Here is a 14869-nt window from a genome sequence, read left to right on the forward strand (position 1 = left end):
CGCGGTCACGGCGGGTCCAGGCGGATGGCCAGCTCGAGGCCTGCGACGAGGGGCAGGTCCGTGAGGTCGGGAAGCGTGACTTCCACCTCGACGAAGCGGCCGCCGCGGCCGGTCGCGGCCTCGCCCGGCGCGCGGTCCGCTACCCGCACAACACCGCCAATCCGTGCCACCACGCCCGGCCATTCGCGTGCCGCTCCGCGCGGCGTGACGCGCGCTCGGGCGCCGAGGCGAATCTGCGGCAGCAACCGTTCATCCACCTCCGCCACGGCCTTCAGGCGCGTCATGTCGGCGAGCTCGAGGATCGTCCGGCCGCCAATTTGCTCACCGGAATGGGCATGTACGTGAAGCACGGTGCCGCTACGAGGAGCCCGGATCAAGCTCAGTTCGGCTTCGGCCGTCGCGGCGGTCAGGCGGGCACCGGCCAGGGTCACCTCAGCCTCCGCGACACGAACCTCGCGCTCCGATATGTCGGTCGCGGCCGCAAGCTGCGCCTCTGCTTCTCGCAGGAGGGAGGCGGCACGACGCTGTTCCGCCTCGCGCGTGTCACGCTCTGCGTTAGCGCGGACCCCTGCGCGCTGCAGTTCGGCAGTGCGGCGCATCTGCTGCTGTGCCAAATCCAGGTCGGCGCGACGGGACTCTATCGCCGCGGTCAAGGCTCGGAGGGTCGCGTCCCGCCAGGGCTTCCGCACCTGTTCGAGCTGCCGTTCGGCGAGCTCCAGCGCCGCCCGTGCTGCCGCGACTTCGGCTTCTGCCCGAGCCCGGTTCTGCAATGTGGCAAGGACCTCGTCGGCGGCGACCTGCATGCCCTCCTGGGCGCGGACCTCCCCAAGTGACACGGTCGGCGCTGACGAAAAGGCTCCAAGCGCGAGGACGCCGTCTAAGGGCTCCAGCCGGCCACGCACCAAAATGGGCGTCGGGCCCGGACTGGCTTGAGCTGAGGGTTCCCTCGGCCAACGTTGGGCACCGAGCGCCGCCAAGCCCCCCAACAGGACCAGGCAGGCAAGGAGGCTCAGCCACGTCCTTCGCCGCAACGACACACCCTGGTCCCCCACCCGACCGATACCTAAAAGGCCCCGGAACGGTTACGGAGCGCAAGATAGTTCGCCATTGAGGCCGGCCACCCCGGCATCTCAGGTCGCAGAAAAAAGTGGTCCGGCGGCGCCTTAGCGGCAGCTGTCTACCTGGCCTTGGTACCCGGCGTCACTTGATGGGTTGGGTGCCCCCTGCTCTGCGGCATCGAGGTGCCATAGCGTGGTTGGCGCTGAGCCCCACCACGAGGGAGAGGAGGCATCCATGGAGGAGATTACGACGATCGGCCTCGACCTGGCCAAGAGCGTTTTCCAGGTGCATGGGGTCAATGCGGCAGGCGGGGTGGTGCTGCGGCGGAAGCTCCGCCGGTCAGCCCTGCTGGAGTTCTTCGCGGCCCTGCCGCCCACGCTGGTTGGCATGGAGGCTTGCGGCGGGGCGCACCACTGGGCGCGCGAGCTCACCCGCCTCGGCCACACCGTGCGGCTCATGCCGCCGGCTTACGTGAAACCCTACGTTAAGCGCGGCAAGACCGACGCGGTGGACGCCGAGGCGATCTGCGAGGCGGTGACGCGCCCGACCATGCGCTTTGTGCCGGCCAAGACCGAGGCGCAGCAGGCGAGCCTGGTGGAGCTGAAGGTCCGCGACATGCTGGTGCGCCAGCGCACCCAGACCGTCAACGCATTGCGCTCCCATCTCGCCGAGTACGGCATCGTAGCGGCGCAGGGGCGCAAGCTCGCCGAGCTGATCGCGGTGGTGCGCGATGGCGACGATGCCCGGCTGCCCCACTTGGCACGCGAGGCGCTGGGAGAGCTGGTGGCGCAGATCGAGGCCTTGGAAGGACGCATCGAGCGGCTCGACAGCCGCATGGTCCGCCATGCCCGTGAGGACGAGACGGCTCGGCGGCTGGCCAGCATCCCCGGTATCGGGGCGATCGGTGCGACAGCCCTGGCCGCGCTGGGGCCCAATCCGCACGGTTTCGCCTCGGCGCGGCACTTCGCGGCCTCGCTTGGCCTGACCCCGAAGCCGCACTCGAGCGGCGGCAAGGAGCGCCTGGGCCGGATCTCCCGGCAGGGCAACTCCATGCTGCGCCGGCTACTGGTCCTCGGCGCCACGAGCCGCCTGCGCTATGCCCGGCGCAGCCCGGAGGCCGCGGACTGGGCCACGCGCCTGCTGGCGCGGCGACCCTTCAAGGTCGCGGCTGTGGCGCTGGCCAGCAAGATGGCCCGCATCGCCTGGGCCCTGCTGGCCCGAGGAGGGACCTACACCACAGCCGCGACCGCCTAAGCGGCCGCGTCCGAGCTCGCCGGGCGCCGCGCCCGGCGAGGGGCAAGGTGCTGAAGCGACGATGACAGCGAGAGACCGGTGAGCCGGTGACGAGAGAGGCCGTTTATCGCAGTGCGCCCCCGAAGCGCGTTCACCTGATTGCCCCTCGTTCCGCGCAGCTCATCAGGGCCCGCGGCCAGACCGGCCGCATCAGAGGCCGCACACATGACCGCACCCGTGCTCTCGGTGCCAGCGCTGCAGATCCGCCTTGACCCGCAGGGGGCATCCACACATGCGGTAAGACCCCCCTACCAGACTAGCCAAACAACCAGCCAGCCGATCAGCAGTGGCGACAACAGGACTACAACTGCTGCGGCTCGTATGAGCCCGACGGCGAGATAGGTGAGTAGCAAGGACGGCAGACTGGCCGGTGGAACTGCGGGTGCGGGCGTGGCTTGGTCGGAAACAGGAAGTGAGTGCGACACGAACTGTGGCCTCCACCATTCGGCGGTTTAGGCCGGGTGACCGAACACGCAGATAGTTCCTCACCCTCTCTTTCATTTCAAATCACAATTCTTCCGGATACGCATCACCCGGTCATGCTTGCAGTAGTCACATGCGATAACTCCCCCGCTCCGCAGGTTAGCCGCTGTCCATGTGCGGTGCGGCGATGCGGGCTTGGGCGAAGGCGCTTAGATAAACCAGTAGTTGCATCCATCCTGGTTACTACCTTCAAAGTTGCGTTAATTTGTAACAAATCTATATATTTGCACGCAGAAGTCGGCACAATCGTTATGTCCACGTGACATCATGGAAGGTGCAATGACTAAGCCGGACGAGAACCAGTCTACCGCTCCGAAGCGCCGCGCTGTCCTAGCCAAGACCGGCCAAATTGCGATGGCTGCGCCTGCTGCAACGCTGCTGCTCGCCGCCGCTTCCAAGCGGAGCATGGCAGCGCCATACAACGGTCCCGGCCGTGGTGGCCCTCCCGGCCCTCCCGGTGGTCCTCCCGGCGGCCCTCCTGGCCCTCCGGGCCCCCCTTTCACCCCGCCTGGCCGTCGGTAAAAGCCCGCCCGCCTCGCATGATGCGGGGCGGGCGAGAGCCTTAAACCTTCCATCTCTTGCGATAAACGCGCCCTTACCGCAAGTGACGCCGCGCTTGCCGCAATCGCGGATAACCGCCAAAATCCCGAGGCGGCTGGAGACTCGGGATAATGACCAACCTTGGTCATGGTATTAGCTATACAGGCAGACCAAGTTTGGTCAGGAGTTACGGAATGAGCCAGGTCAACCTGTACGATGCGAAGACCCAGCTCTCGCGCTTGGTGGACCGCGCTGCAGCCGGCGAGGAGATCATCATCGCCAAGGGCGGCCGCCCACTCGCACGCCTGGTGCCCCTTGCGGCCCGCACGCAGCCACGTGTGCTCGGCCAGCTTGCCGGCGAGGTCTGGATGGGGCCCGACTTCGATTCCCCGCTACCGAACGATGTCGCCAAGGCATTCGAAGGGCGATGAGGCTGCTCATCGACACGCATATTTTCATTTGGGCCGTCACTGAGCCCGAGCGCTTACAGCCGCGCCTGCGCGAAGCGATCCTCGTGCCACAGAACACCATCCTCGTCAGCGCGGCGTCAGTGTGGGAGATCGCCATCAAACGCTCCCTGAGGCGGCTCACCTTCCCGCTCGAGCGCCTCGATGCCGTGTTGGAAGAGGCTGGGTTCGATCACCTGCCGATCACGGCCGCCCATGCCATCGAGGCTGGCGGCCTGCCACGTCACCATGCCGATCCCTTTGACCGCATGCTCATCGCACAGGCCTGCGTCGATGACCTCCTGCTGGCGAGCGACGACCCGCAGATGGCCGCCTATGCCGTGCGGCTGTTCGGGCGGGATGGCGGAGGGTGAGCGCGGCGGAGAATGCGGCACCGGCCCCAGCCGGGCTGCCAGCGGTGGTGCCGGAGCAGGGCAGGGACCTCGCTCCAGCCAGCGCCGCGGCCCTCGCCGCCGCCCAGGCCTATGCGCGCGAGGCGCTCGCGCCGGAGACGCTGCGGGCCTATGCCGCCGATTGGGCGCACTTCTGCAGCTGGTGCCTGGAGACGGGGTGTGAGCCGCTGCCAGCCGAGCCGGCGGCCGTGGCGGCCTATCTCGCCTCGCTGGCCGGGATGTACTCGCGCTCGGCGCTCGAGCGCCGGCTCGCCGCGATTGGCCAGCAGCATCGCCTGCGCGGGCTCGACTGGTCGGCCGGCCACCCGGCGATCCGCACCACGCTGCGCGGCATCTACCGTCGGCACGGCAGCCGCCGCCGTCAGGCCGCAGCGCTGACCTCGGCCGAGCTGCGCAAGCTGGTCGCCGCCTGCGGCGGCGACCTCGCCGGCCTGCGCGATCGTGCCCTGCTGCTGCTGGGCTTTGCCGGGGCGCTGCGCCGCTCCGAACTCGTCGGCATCGACCGCGAGCACCTGCGCTTCACCGGCGAAGGCCTGCGCCTGACGCTGCCGAGCTCGAAGACCGACCAAGAAGGCAAGGGGGTCGAGCTCGGCATCACCCGCGGCAAGCGGGCCGAGACCTGCCCGGTTCGGACGCTGGAGGCCTGGCTCGCGGCCTCGGCCTGCGACTACGGCCCGGTGTTCCGCAAGGTCGATCGCTGGGGCAACATCGAGCACGCCCGGCTCAGCGGCGAGGCGGTCCGCACCATTCTCAAGGGCCGGGCCAAGGCGGCCGGGATCACGGTGCATAGTACCGAGCGGCTGTCGCCGCATGGGCTGCGGGCGGGCTTCGTGACCGAGGCCTATATGGCGGGCGCCCGCGACGAGCAGGTGATGGACCACACCCGTCACCGCGACCTCAAGACCATGCGCGGCTATGTGCGCCGGGCCAAGCTGGTGACCGAGAGCGCCAGCAAGCTGCTCGACCTGTGACCAAGGTCCAGGGGATGGCACGGGCGGGGATCGAGACGGCAAATGGGGAAAGCGAGGGGGCCACACCCTCGCCGGCTGAAGTGATGGCGCCGGCGCATACCGACTGGCTGTACCACCACCTCCGGGTCACCGGCGATCCGGCCGAGGTCGCGGCCTTCCGCGGGGCCGCGGCCGGCGCTGGCGTCATACCCTGGCAGCACAGCCTTGGCCGTGCCGAGGAGGACTGGTTCCACCTGCTGGTCGCACCCCCGCCGCCCTTGCAGCGCAGCCTGAGCCTCGAGGGCGCCCGCATCCTGGCTGGCCAGCTGCGGACCGCGGCCGAGGAGCGGATGCGGCTGGTGGCCGAGCGCTCGGGCGACAGCCGGGCCTCGCCGCTCGACCTGCACCGGCTGCTGCCGGTGCCGGAGGCGGTGCTCCGGCTCGGGCCGGAGCACCCGGAGGCGCGGGCGTGGCTATGGGCCAACTGGGGCACGACCGAGGCCCTGCGGCATGTGGTTGAGCTGCCGGTGCCGAAACGCGGCCAGCCGCTCAAGCGCGAGCCCGGCCTGCTCTGGCTTGGCTTCTGGTCGGCCGACTGGACGCCCTGGCCAGCGATACGGCAACTGCGCCAGCGCTGGCCGGCGCTCCAGATCGCGGTGCAGCCACACTACGATGACCCCTGAGGTGGACAGCGCCGAGGCCTTCCTCGACGCGGCGCCGGCCGCGGTCGGCAACAGCGGCGTGCCGGCGTTGCGCTTGGGCGCCTATGAGGGCCCGCTCGACCTGCTGCTGGAGCTGGCGCGGGCGCAGCGGGTGGACCTGGCGCAGATCTCGGTCGCCATCCTGGCTGAGCAGTTCGGGGAGCTTGTGAGCACAGCCATCGAGTGCGGTCGGGTGCCGCTGCCGCGGCTGGCGGACTGGCTGATCATGGCAGCGTGGCTGACGCTGCTGCGCTCGCGGCTGCTGCTGCCGGCCGCGGTGGCGGAGAGCGCCGAGGCGGAGCGCGAGGCGGCGGGTTTGCGCCAGCGGCTGGCCGACCGGGAGTGGGCGGTGCGCCTGGCGGACTGGCTGGAGCGGCGGCCGCAGCTCGGGCGGCAGGCGTTTGCCCGAGGCGAGGCGGAGCCGGCCCTAACCTCCGGCGCCGGCGCCCCGCCGCTGGCGAACACGGCGGAGCTGCTGCGGGCCTGCCTGCGGCTGCTGGTGCTGCCGCACCGCGACCGCGTGTACCGGCCACGGCCGCCGGCGCTGTGGCGGGTGCCGGATGCGCTGGAGCACATGCGCGGTTTGCTGCCGACGGTGGGGGAGGGGCTGACCTTGTCAGCTTCCTGCCGCCGCCCACCGAGGAGCGGGCCCGGTCACAGCTGCAGCGGCGGGCAGCGCTGGCAACGACGCTGATGGCCGGGCTGGAGCTCGGCCGGGAGGGAACCGTAACGCTCGACCAGGACAATGCGTTCGGCGAAATCCGGTTGGGACTGAGTGGCCTGAATAGCAAGGCTGTTGTCCTGGAATGAGCTAACGCCGGGAAGGGTCACGGTCCGGGCTTTTGCGGATGGTGCTGACCACACCGCTACCGATGGTCATAATTCCAGGGCAAGCATCCCGATGCATCAACTCTAACAGCACAACAGGGCCGGAGCACGCCATGCAACTTGGTGTCCCCAAGGAAGTCAAAGTCCACGAATATCGCGTTGGCTTGGTCCCCGCCTCGGTGCGGGAACTGGTGCAGCGCGGCCATCACGTCTTGGTCGAAACCGGTGCTGGCGCAGGCATCGGCTTCCTCGACGCAGCCTATGCCGCCGCCGGTGCCGACATCGCCCCGAGCGCTGCCGAGGTCTTCGCCGCGGCCGACCTCGTGATCAAGGTGAAGGAACCGCAGCCGGCTGAATTGCCGCTACTCCGCCCTGGTCAGGTGTTGTTCACCTATCTGCATCTCGCACCCGATCGCGCACAGACTGAGGGCCTGCTGGCTAGCGGCTGCACCGCCATCGCCTATGAAACCGTGACTGACACCACGGGCGCCCTGCCACTGCTGGCGCCGATGAGCGAGGTGGCCGGCCGCATGGCCATCCAGGTCGGCGCCCGTTGCTTGGAGAAGGAAGCCGGTGGCGCGGGCATCCTGCTCTCGGGCGTGCCTGGCGTTCCGCCTGGCCGTATTGTCGTGCTCGGCGGCGGTGTCGTCGGCTCGAACGCCGTACGGATCGCCGCCGGGATGCGAGCCCAGGTCACGGTGTTGGATCGCAACCCGCGGGTACTCGACGCGCTAGACCGGGAGTTCGCTGGCCGTGTCGCCACCGTCTTCGCCACCGCGGAGGCGGTGGAACAGGCGGTGGTCGAGGCCGACCTGGTCGTCGGCGCCGTGCTGATACCTGGCGCTGCGGCGCCCCGGTTGGTGAGTCGCGCTATGGTCGCCGCAATGCGGACCGGGAGTGTGCTGGTGGATGTGGCGATCGACCAGGGTGGCTGCTTCGAGACCTCCCGCCCCACAACCCATGCTGAACCGACCTATGTGGTGGATGGCGTGGTGCACTATTGCGTCACTAACATGCCGGGCGCTGTGGCCAGAACCAGCGCTGTCGCGCTGAACAACGCGACGCTGCCCTTCATCCTGCAATTGGCTGACAAGGGCTTCCCGCGCGCTTTGACGGAGAACCAATACCTTGCACAAGGGCTGAACATCCATGCGGGGCATGTTGTCCATCCTGCGGTGGCTCAGGCGCACGGGCTGACGGCTTTGCCATTGCCAAAGGCGCTGGGCGGCTAGCGCTGCGGTGCACTTCTGAATTGAGCTTTGGAACAAGGCGCCGCTGCAAGCCGGGGCGGCGGCCGGCCTGGATGGACCTGACCGTGGCAGCGTGGGAAAGCGATTGAACGGAGGGCTGTTGACTTATTTCGTGTGGACATTGCCAGCGCTGCTTGTCATCGCTGCCATAGCAAGTGGGCGGCTTGGCGTGCTCGCCGCATCAGTCATCGGCTTGGCTTCCGCGCTTGTGGTCGCTTTCGCGGCGGCACCGCATACCTTCCAGCTTGCGGATGCTGTCGTCTCGCTCGCACGAGGTGCCTGGATCGGCTGGATCATTGTCCCCTATATTATGGGGGGGCTTTTGTTCTGGCAGATCGCGATGCGAACCGGCGACGCCGGGGTGCCCACTGCAACGCCCATACTGAATGCCCGTGCCGGGCGGCGCCTGCTTTTCCTGGCCTGCTTTCTGATCGGCCCTTTCGCAGAATCGGCCACCGGCTTCGGCGTCGGCATCATCGGCACCATGGCGCTGGTGCGCCGTCTGCAGATCAAACCCATTCAGCTTCTCGTTTTTGCCCTCATTAGCCAGACCATGATCCTGTGGGGTGCGATGGGCAGCGGCGCGATCATCGCTGCTGCCTTGGCCCGCACCGACCCGACCACGCTCACCCTTCATGCCAGCACCCTGGTTATCGCCTTCAACATTGCATGGCTGGCGCTCTACTGGCGCCTGGCTGACCGAGCTGGCTTCGCCGCAGGCTATCAAGAGCGGCTCAGCGAGGCGCTCTGGCTTGGAGCCAGCTTGGCCCTCGTGGTCGCCGCGACAACAGTGCTCGGTCCCGAAACTGCAATGCTCGCCGCCTACGGTCCAGTGATCGCACTACGCTACTTGGTGGACGAGCGCCCGGATCGTCGGACCCTCGGTCAGGTATTCCGTCGGGTGCTTCCATTCGGCATCCTTATCCTCTGGCTGGGAGCTACCCGTCTTGTCGCTCCGCTTGAAGGCTTTCTGCTGGAAGTCGGGCGCCTGTACCCTTTCGCCGGCGCGCCGGCTTGGGCGCCCCTCTTTCATGCCGGAACTTGGCTGCTTGTCGGAGCAGTCCTCACGAGTCTACTGCGTGGCCTCGCCCGATCCTTCCCGATGGATCTGAGGGCGGCCTGGACAACCGGCCGCCTCGCCATCCTCAGCATCTTCACCTTCTCCACCATGGCAGAGGTGTTGTCCGGCTCAGGTATCGCCACCGGCCTTGCCCAAGGCCTGTTTCAGACATTCGGCCGTGCGGCAGTTGTGGTGATGCCGTTTGTCTCAGCGGTCTACGGCGTATTGGCCAATAGCAGTAACGGCCCAAACGGGCTTTTTATGGCAGCGCAGGTCAGTCTGGCGACGGAAGCCGGCCTCAATCTCGCAGCTGCAATCGCGCTGCAACACGTCGCGGCCTTTTCGCTCAACATTGTCTCGCCCGTACGTATGTCCATCGCCTGTAGCCTTGCTGGCACCGCAGGCCACGAGCGCGATGCTTACCGCGCCATGCTGCCATTCGCCCTGGCGGCGGTCGCTCTCCTTCTCCTCGCGGCAGTCTTGGTTGCCTCAGGCCGGGTATGACGTGATGCAAACCAGAGCCCCCGGCGGTCCAAGGCACCAAGCCGCCGCGCAGCAGGCCGGACCTAGGGATGCGGCCGATCGGATCTTCCACACACGCTTCAGCAGGGCCGACTGCATTGCGAATGAGGGTAGGCGAGAGCGATAAACAGGCCAGCAAGCAAACTTCGTACGGGATCACTGCGAACAGCCAGATGCTGCACGGCGCCCGCCGTTTGCGCCCGCTCCGGCGACACAGCAAAGCCAGCCGCGCGCGCTCGACCGTGCCTTCCCTTTACGGTCGCTCCGGCAGGCCACGTACCGACAGCTCAACCAGCATCTCCCAGTGAGACGGTCAGAGCTCATCGCGCCGGTGTCGTCAGTGCGAAAAGCACCCTGAAGGAGATTGCGCCTCCCTTGTCGTCCAAAAGGCTCTGAATCCGGAGCGACCTGCCGCGTGAGGTTTGCACGCGACCGCGGCTCGCTCCATCATGGCGAACACGACGTCTGGGGGGTTGCATGTGGCTTACCGAGGCGCCCTTCGGGCGTCGCCGCCTTCTCGCCAGCGCCGCGCTGGCATCAAGTGCCGCGCGCGCCCAAGACACCGGAGAGTGGCCGAACCGGCCGGTCCGCCTCGTCGTGCCTTTCCCGCCTGGCGGGCCGACCGACATTATCGCCCGCCTCTACGCCCAAGCGCTTGGGCCTGTCCTGAAGCAGACCGTTCTGGTTGAGAACCGGGCCGGTGGCTCCGGCATCAGCGGCACGGACTACGTGCTAAAGTCCGCTGCGGATGGCTACACCTTTGGCATCATCGACGGTGGCTCGCTCACTATCCTGCCTCACACCCAATCTAAGATGCCATACCGAGTGCCGGAGGACGTGACACCGATCTCAGTCGTCACCCGCGTGCCAGAGGCGCTGGTGGCGCATCCGAGCCTCGGCGCGAAGAGCTTGCCGGAGCTACTGGAGCTGGCGAAGCGTCAGCCCGGCAGGCTTAACATCGGTACCGCGGGCGCGGCGGGGATCAGCCACCTGACGGCCCTCGTCTTCCGTGCCCAGACGGGGGCGGCAGTGGAAGTTGTACCGTATCGCGGCGCCGCGCCGGCCGTGACTGACTTGGTGTCGGGGCAGATTCAGCTGCTCTTTGCCGACCTGCCGCCGCTATTGCCCCACATCAAGGCTGGATCGATGATCGTTCTCGCCATGGCCGCGCGAAGCCGCAGCCCGACGCTGCCGGACGTGCCGACCACCGGCGAGTTCGGCTTCCCGAAGCTGCTAGCGGAGAACTGGTACTGCGCCGTCGCGCCACGTGGTCTGCCCACGCCGATCGCGGCACGGATCTCGGCCGCGCTGAAGGAGGTCAGCCAGGCGCCTGGGGTGAGGAACGAACTCGCCGCACAGGGCGCCGAGGCGGCCTGGACCTCGCCGGAAGGGATGCTCGCCCTGATGCGCGAGGATTCGGAGAGTTGGTGGCAGGTGGTCGTGGCCTCGGGGGTGAAGTCGGAGTAAATCGTGGCCGGCCTTTCGTCATCCCATACCTGCATCAGGAGCACGCTCCATGGCCGCCAAGCACATACCGGTCGTCCTCATCCCCGCCTTGCTGTCGGACGATACCATGTACCGCGAGGTGATCGAGCAATTGGGCGAGGCCGTCGAGGCGCAGGTGATTGTGCTCTCGGAGCCGACGATGCAGGCCAATGTCGAAATTGTTTTAGCCAAAGCGCCGCCGACCTTCGTTATGGCCGGCACGTCCTATGGCGGCAGCATTGCGCTTGAGGTGGCGCTGGCTGCACCCGAGCGGGTGTCGGCCCTTTGGTTGATGGGATGCAACCCGGCGGCGCCGGAAGCGAACGTGCAGGAACTGGTGGGCGGGTTGGAAGCCATGCCGGACACCGTTATTGAAATGCTGGCGGGCCTTGCAGTGCCGAAGGGGTCCACTAAGGCAGCGGAAACGTTCAAGTCGATGGCCCACCGCGTTGGCGGCAAAGTGGGAGCAACCCAAGCTCGTGCGTTAGGCTCAAGGGCTGAGGTAACCTCCCGGCTTGGTGCGCTACGAATGCCAACGCTGGTGATCTGGGGAGAGGCAGACCAGATCGTTCCAGCCTCAGTAGGCCGGGCGCTCGTGGATGCTTTGCCTCATGCGCATTTCCATGTGCTGCCCGATTGCGGCCACCTGCCAACGCTCGAGGAACCTGCTGCGTGCGCGGAACTGTTTGTCGAGTTCCTCGCAGATAAAGCCGGCCACGCGCATTCATAGAGGCATCGTGAAGCATCCTTCCACAGCCCAGGCCTGATCCAGGCATGTATGGAGCGTTGTTGCACGGCTGGCCGGTGGCGCTGCAGATCGGGCCGGAGTAACAGGACGACTCCTCACCTGCCCCCCGGATGGGCCATGTTGCGTGGATCAGTGGGGAGGGCACCCTCACCTTTACCCCGTTCTGGATCATGCGATGCGAACGGAGATCGGGCGTCCCGGCTCCAGCATCCGGTTGAGGGCCTCGACCGCCACGTCCACCTCGGTCGCCCGACGCTGATCCGTGCGCGAGCGCAGCTCGTCTCCGGGCTCTGGGCCGGGCACCGAGAAGGCTCTGTGCCCGAGCCACCTGCTGCCGCATAAGGCGCGCTATGGAAATGCTCCCATGGGCGAGTAGCCATACCTCACGCGCGGGAAGCGGCACTTATCGCATGTGTGGATGCCCCTTGCAGGTCAAGGCGAGTCTGCGACGCTGGCATCAAGAACACGAATGCGATCATATGTCTGGCCTCTGACGCGGCCGGTCCAGCCGCGGGCTCTGATGAGCTGCGCGGAACGAGGGGCAATTAGGTGAACGCGCTTTGGGAGCGCACTGCGATAAACGGCCTCTTTCGCCACCAGCTCAGCGGTATCTCGCTGTCATCGTCGCTTCAGCACTTTGGCCCCCGCTAGACGCGGCGCCCAGCGAGCCAAGTCGAGGCCGATCGTCGCAATCTCCTCATGGATGCCTCCTCTCCCTTGTGGTGGGGCTCAGCACCAACCACGCTATGGCACCTCGATGCCGCGGAGCAGGGGGCATCCACCCCATCAGGTGATGCGTTTGCCTCGGATCCCGGTAGTTGAGCCAGGGTAGACGACGGTGATCGCAGCAGCAGGCGTCAGGGCAAGAGGTTCGCTGGTCCTGTGCGGAGCTGTCACGCTGCTGCAGTTGCCATTGAGCCCATGTGTGTAGATAAGGCCCATGCTCCCCACCGATCGACCCCTGCGACTGGCCACTCACAGCGGCACTTTCCACGCCGATGACTGTCTCGCCTATGTCGTCCTGACCGGCGCCCTGGGGCTCGGTGCAGATGACGGCACGCACGTGCTGTTCCGCACCCGCGACCGCGCTGCCCTGGAGGCTGCCGACATCGTTTGGGACGTCGGCGGCACCGCCGACGAGGCCCGCTGGCGCTTTGACCACCACCAGCCTGGCGCACCCAAAGCGCCGAATGGCGACCCGTTGAGCTCGGCAGGTCTGGTGTGGCGCACCGACAACCTGGGCAATGGCTTGAGCCTGGGGCAGCTCTACGTGCGCAATACCCTGGCGAAGTCGGGTTTCCAGGGGGTCGCAGGCGACGTGGTGGCCCGCATAGCCGAAAATGTCCGTCACAAGTTCGTGCGCCACATTGATCTTGTGGACAATGGCGTCGAGCGCGCTGCTCCGACCGACCTTACTGCGATGGTAGATGCCTTCAACAGCGCCTGGGATGAGCCGAGCCAATCCAACCCCGCCGCGTTCGAGGCGCGGCAACTTGCCGGGTTCCTGCGGGCCAGCCAAATGGTCGCCGTGGCATTGGAGCAGCAGGTCGAGAAGGAGCGCAGCGCCGTCTTTGCGTACCAGGCCGTGGCGCAGGCCTGGGAGGATTGCCGATCAGGGAGTAGCGGCCTCTACCCCGATTTGTTGGAGTTGCCGCGCGGCATGCCATGGCAGCGAACGGCCTTTGAATTGGCCATGCCCATCCTTTACGTGATGAGCCCGGAGCCGGACGGCCGCTGGAAGCTGCAAGCGATGCCGGCCGAGAAGGGCAGTCTCAAGAACCGCCTCGATATGCCCGAGGCTTGGCGCGGCCTGCAGGATGCTGCCCTCGAGAAGGCGTGCGGTATTCCGGGTGCGGTGTTCGTCCACCGCAGTGGCCACTTGGCCATCGCTGCAACCCGGGAGGCAGCGCTGGCCATGGGCCAGGCTTGCTTGGCCAACAAGCCTTCCCCCGCCGAGGCGCTGCGCAAGGCCTGGGGGCGATAGGAACTGCGCCCCACGGTGCGTCCCTTTGATGGCCGCCGAGCGGCAGGACCGTACGGCGCAGGGCTACCACCGATGGCACTTCGCCAGCAGCGGCGCGCAACCAGGACCAGCGGCAGCCAGCCGGGTTCCGTAAGCCGCTCTTCATGTAGCTCTCAGTCGCTCTCAACCGACATTGGTTGTTGGATAAGGCGGACTATGGAAAGGGTCCGTTGACGCGTTTCGACCTCAACCGTCCGTCAACGGGTTGAAAAGCAGGCAGCACAACGTCTCTGTCGCTCACTGAAGTCGGCTGCAGCGGTTGACCAAAGTCGGCCGCATCTGACGGGAGGGAACCGTGGTCCGAGCTACGGCTCCGAATGGCAGACAGCCTCCACGTTGTAGCCGTCGGGGTCGAGGACAAAGGCGGCGTAGTAGTTGGCGTGGTAGCGGAGGCGCAGGCCCGGGCCCCCGTTATCCTTACCGCCCGCCCCCAGCGCTGCCGCGAAGAAGGCGTCCACGACATCCCACGACGATGCGGCGAAAGCGAAGTGGACAGCGGCAGGTCGCGGATCGCCTTGACTGATCCAAAAGCCGCCTCCAGGGTCGAGCGAGCGGCCCGGACCGTCCGATACGCCGAAACCCACGGACGCGGTACCGTCTTTCACGACACGGAAGCCGAGGGGGGCGAGAGCCGCAGCGTAAAAGCGCCGGCTGCGATCGAGGTCGGATACGTCGATGGCGAGGTGATCCAGCACGTGTGCCGCTCCTGATCTCGCGGGTGGTCCGCCGCTCCTTCGGGCACCTGCTGCGACCGGCTTTGGCCGGATCGCGCCCGAGCCTGTCAGGGTGCAACGAGCAACTTTAACGGCAACCGATGAAACCGGCTATGGGAAGCGACATTGGCTGAAGCGACTGCCGCTGTGAGTTTTCCGAAATTCGGTTTTTCCTCACTTTACGTGCTGGCCGGGCCGAGACGACGGACGCAAACGATTTTCTTTAAACGGTAATCCACAGACCGCGGCGTCCAGCTCGCCATTACGGTCATGCCACAAACCATACTCAAAGCTTCTCTAATACCGCCCCGCCTTGGGACTGACTCGATCGTGAGTTGAGGCGACGCGGAGCGAA

At 66.9% G+C, this 14869-nt stretch carries 13 protein-coding genes; 11 read left to right on the forward strand and 2 right to left on the reverse strand.

All coding sequences use genetic code 11. The annotated features are described in order from the left end of the window. Nucleotides 1–5: 5 nt before the first annotated feature. Nucleotides 6–803: an HlyD family secretion protein gene (locus tag AC5JJ1_RS16475; protein WP_495786189.1), complete on the reverse strand. Its 798-nt coding sequence runs from the start codon at nt 801–803 to the stop codon at nt 6–8. A 490-nt stretch (nt 804–1293) separates the two neighbouring features. Here AC5JJ1_RS16475 and AC5JJ1_RS16480 point away from each other — a divergent pair, with 490 nt between their 5' ends. From AC5JJ1_RS16480 to AC5JJ1_RS16530, 11 genes are all read left to right on the forward strand, one after another. Further along, nucleotides 1294–2313, forward strand: a complete 1020-nt coding sequence (locus tag AC5JJ1_RS16480; protein WP_495784737.1) for an IS110 family RNA-guided transposase — start codon at nt 1294–1296, stop codon at nt 2311–2313. Nucleotides 2314–3569: 1256 nt separating this feature from the next. Further along, nucleotides 3570–3806 carry a type II toxin-antitoxin system Phd/YefM family antitoxin gene (locus tag AC5JJ1_RS16485; protein WP_495786190.1) on the forward strand — a complete coding sequence of 79 codons (237 nt, stop codon included), beginning with the start codon at nt 3570–3572 and terminating at the stop codon, nt 3804–3806. Then, nucleotides 3803–4195, forward strand: a complete 393-nt coding sequence (locus tag AC5JJ1_RS16490) for a type II toxin-antitoxin system VapC family toxin (protein ID WP_495786191.1) — start codon at nt 3803–3805, stop codon at nt 4193–4195. The genes AC5JJ1_RS16485 and AC5JJ1_RS16490 overlap by 4 nt, the downstream gene beginning before the upstream one ends. After that, the gene (locus AC5JJ1_RS16495; protein ID WP_495786192.1) at nt 4192–5205 is read left to right on the forward strand and encodes a site-specific integrase; all 1014 of its coding nucleotides are present in this window, start codon (nt 4192–4194) and stop codon (nt 5203–5205) included. Before AC5JJ1_RS16490 ends, AC5JJ1_RS16495 begins: the two co-directional genes overlap by 4 nt. Continuing rightward, nucleotides 5202–5867, forward strand: coding sequence for a hypothetical protein (locus tag AC5JJ1_RS16500; RefSeq protein WP_495786193.1), 666 nt, complete (start codon nt 5202–5204; stop codon nt 5865–5867). Before AC5JJ1_RS16495 ends, AC5JJ1_RS16500 begins: the two co-directional genes overlap by 4 nt. Continuing rightward, nucleotides 5857–6579 carry a segregation/condensation protein A gene (locus AC5JJ1_RS16505; protein WP_495786194.1) on the forward strand — a complete coding sequence of 241 codons (723 nt, stop codon included), beginning with the start codon at nt 5857–5859 and terminating at the stop codon, nt 6577–6579. Before AC5JJ1_RS16500 ends, AC5JJ1_RS16505 begins: the two co-directional genes overlap by 11 nt. 247 nt (nt 6580–6826) lie before the next feature. After that, nucleotides 6827–7945 carry an alanine dehydrogenase gene (gene ald, locus AC5JJ1_RS16510; RefSeq protein WP_495786195.1) on the forward strand — a complete coding sequence of 373 codons (1119 nt, stop codon included), beginning with the start codon at nt 6827–6829 and terminating at the stop codon, nt 7943–7945. Nucleotides 7946–8063: 118 nt separating this feature from the next. Beyond that, on the forward strand, nt 8064–9527 hold the full coding sequence (locus AC5JJ1_RS16515) for an L-lactate permease (RefSeq protein WP_495786196.1): 1464 nt from the start codon (nt 8064–8066) through the stop codon (nt 9525–9527). Nucleotides 9528–10022: 495 nt separating this feature from the next. After that, nucleotides 10023–11012, forward strand: a complete 990-nt coding sequence (locus AC5JJ1_RS16520; protein ID WP_495786197.1) for a Bug family tripartite tricarboxylate transporter substrate binding protein — start codon at nt 10023–10025, stop codon at nt 11010–11012. 49 nt (nt 11013–11061) lie between these two features. Then, on the forward strand, nt 11062–11760 hold the full coding sequence (locus AC5JJ1_RS16525) for an alpha/beta fold hydrolase (RefSeq protein ID WP_495786198.1): 699 nt from the start codon (nt 11062–11064) through the stop codon (nt 11758–11760). A gap of 958 nt (nt 11761–12718) precedes the next feature. Continuing rightward, nucleotides 12719–13762, forward strand: a complete 1044-nt coding sequence (locus tag AC5JJ1_RS16530; RefSeq protein ID WP_495786199.1) for an MYG1 family protein — start codon at nt 12719–12721, stop codon at nt 13760–13762. Nucleotides 13763–14106: 344 nt separating this feature from the next. Here AC5JJ1_RS16530 and AC5JJ1_RS16535 read toward each other — a convergent pair whose 3' ends face one another. Then, on the reverse strand, nt 14107–14496 hold the full coding sequence (locus AC5JJ1_RS16535; RefSeq protein ID WP_495786200.1) for a VOC family protein: 390 nt from the start codon (nt 14494–14496) through the stop codon (nt 14107–14109). Nucleotides 14497–14869 lie beyond the last annotated feature (373 nt).

Source organism: Belnapia sp. (genome assembly GCF_059504005.1).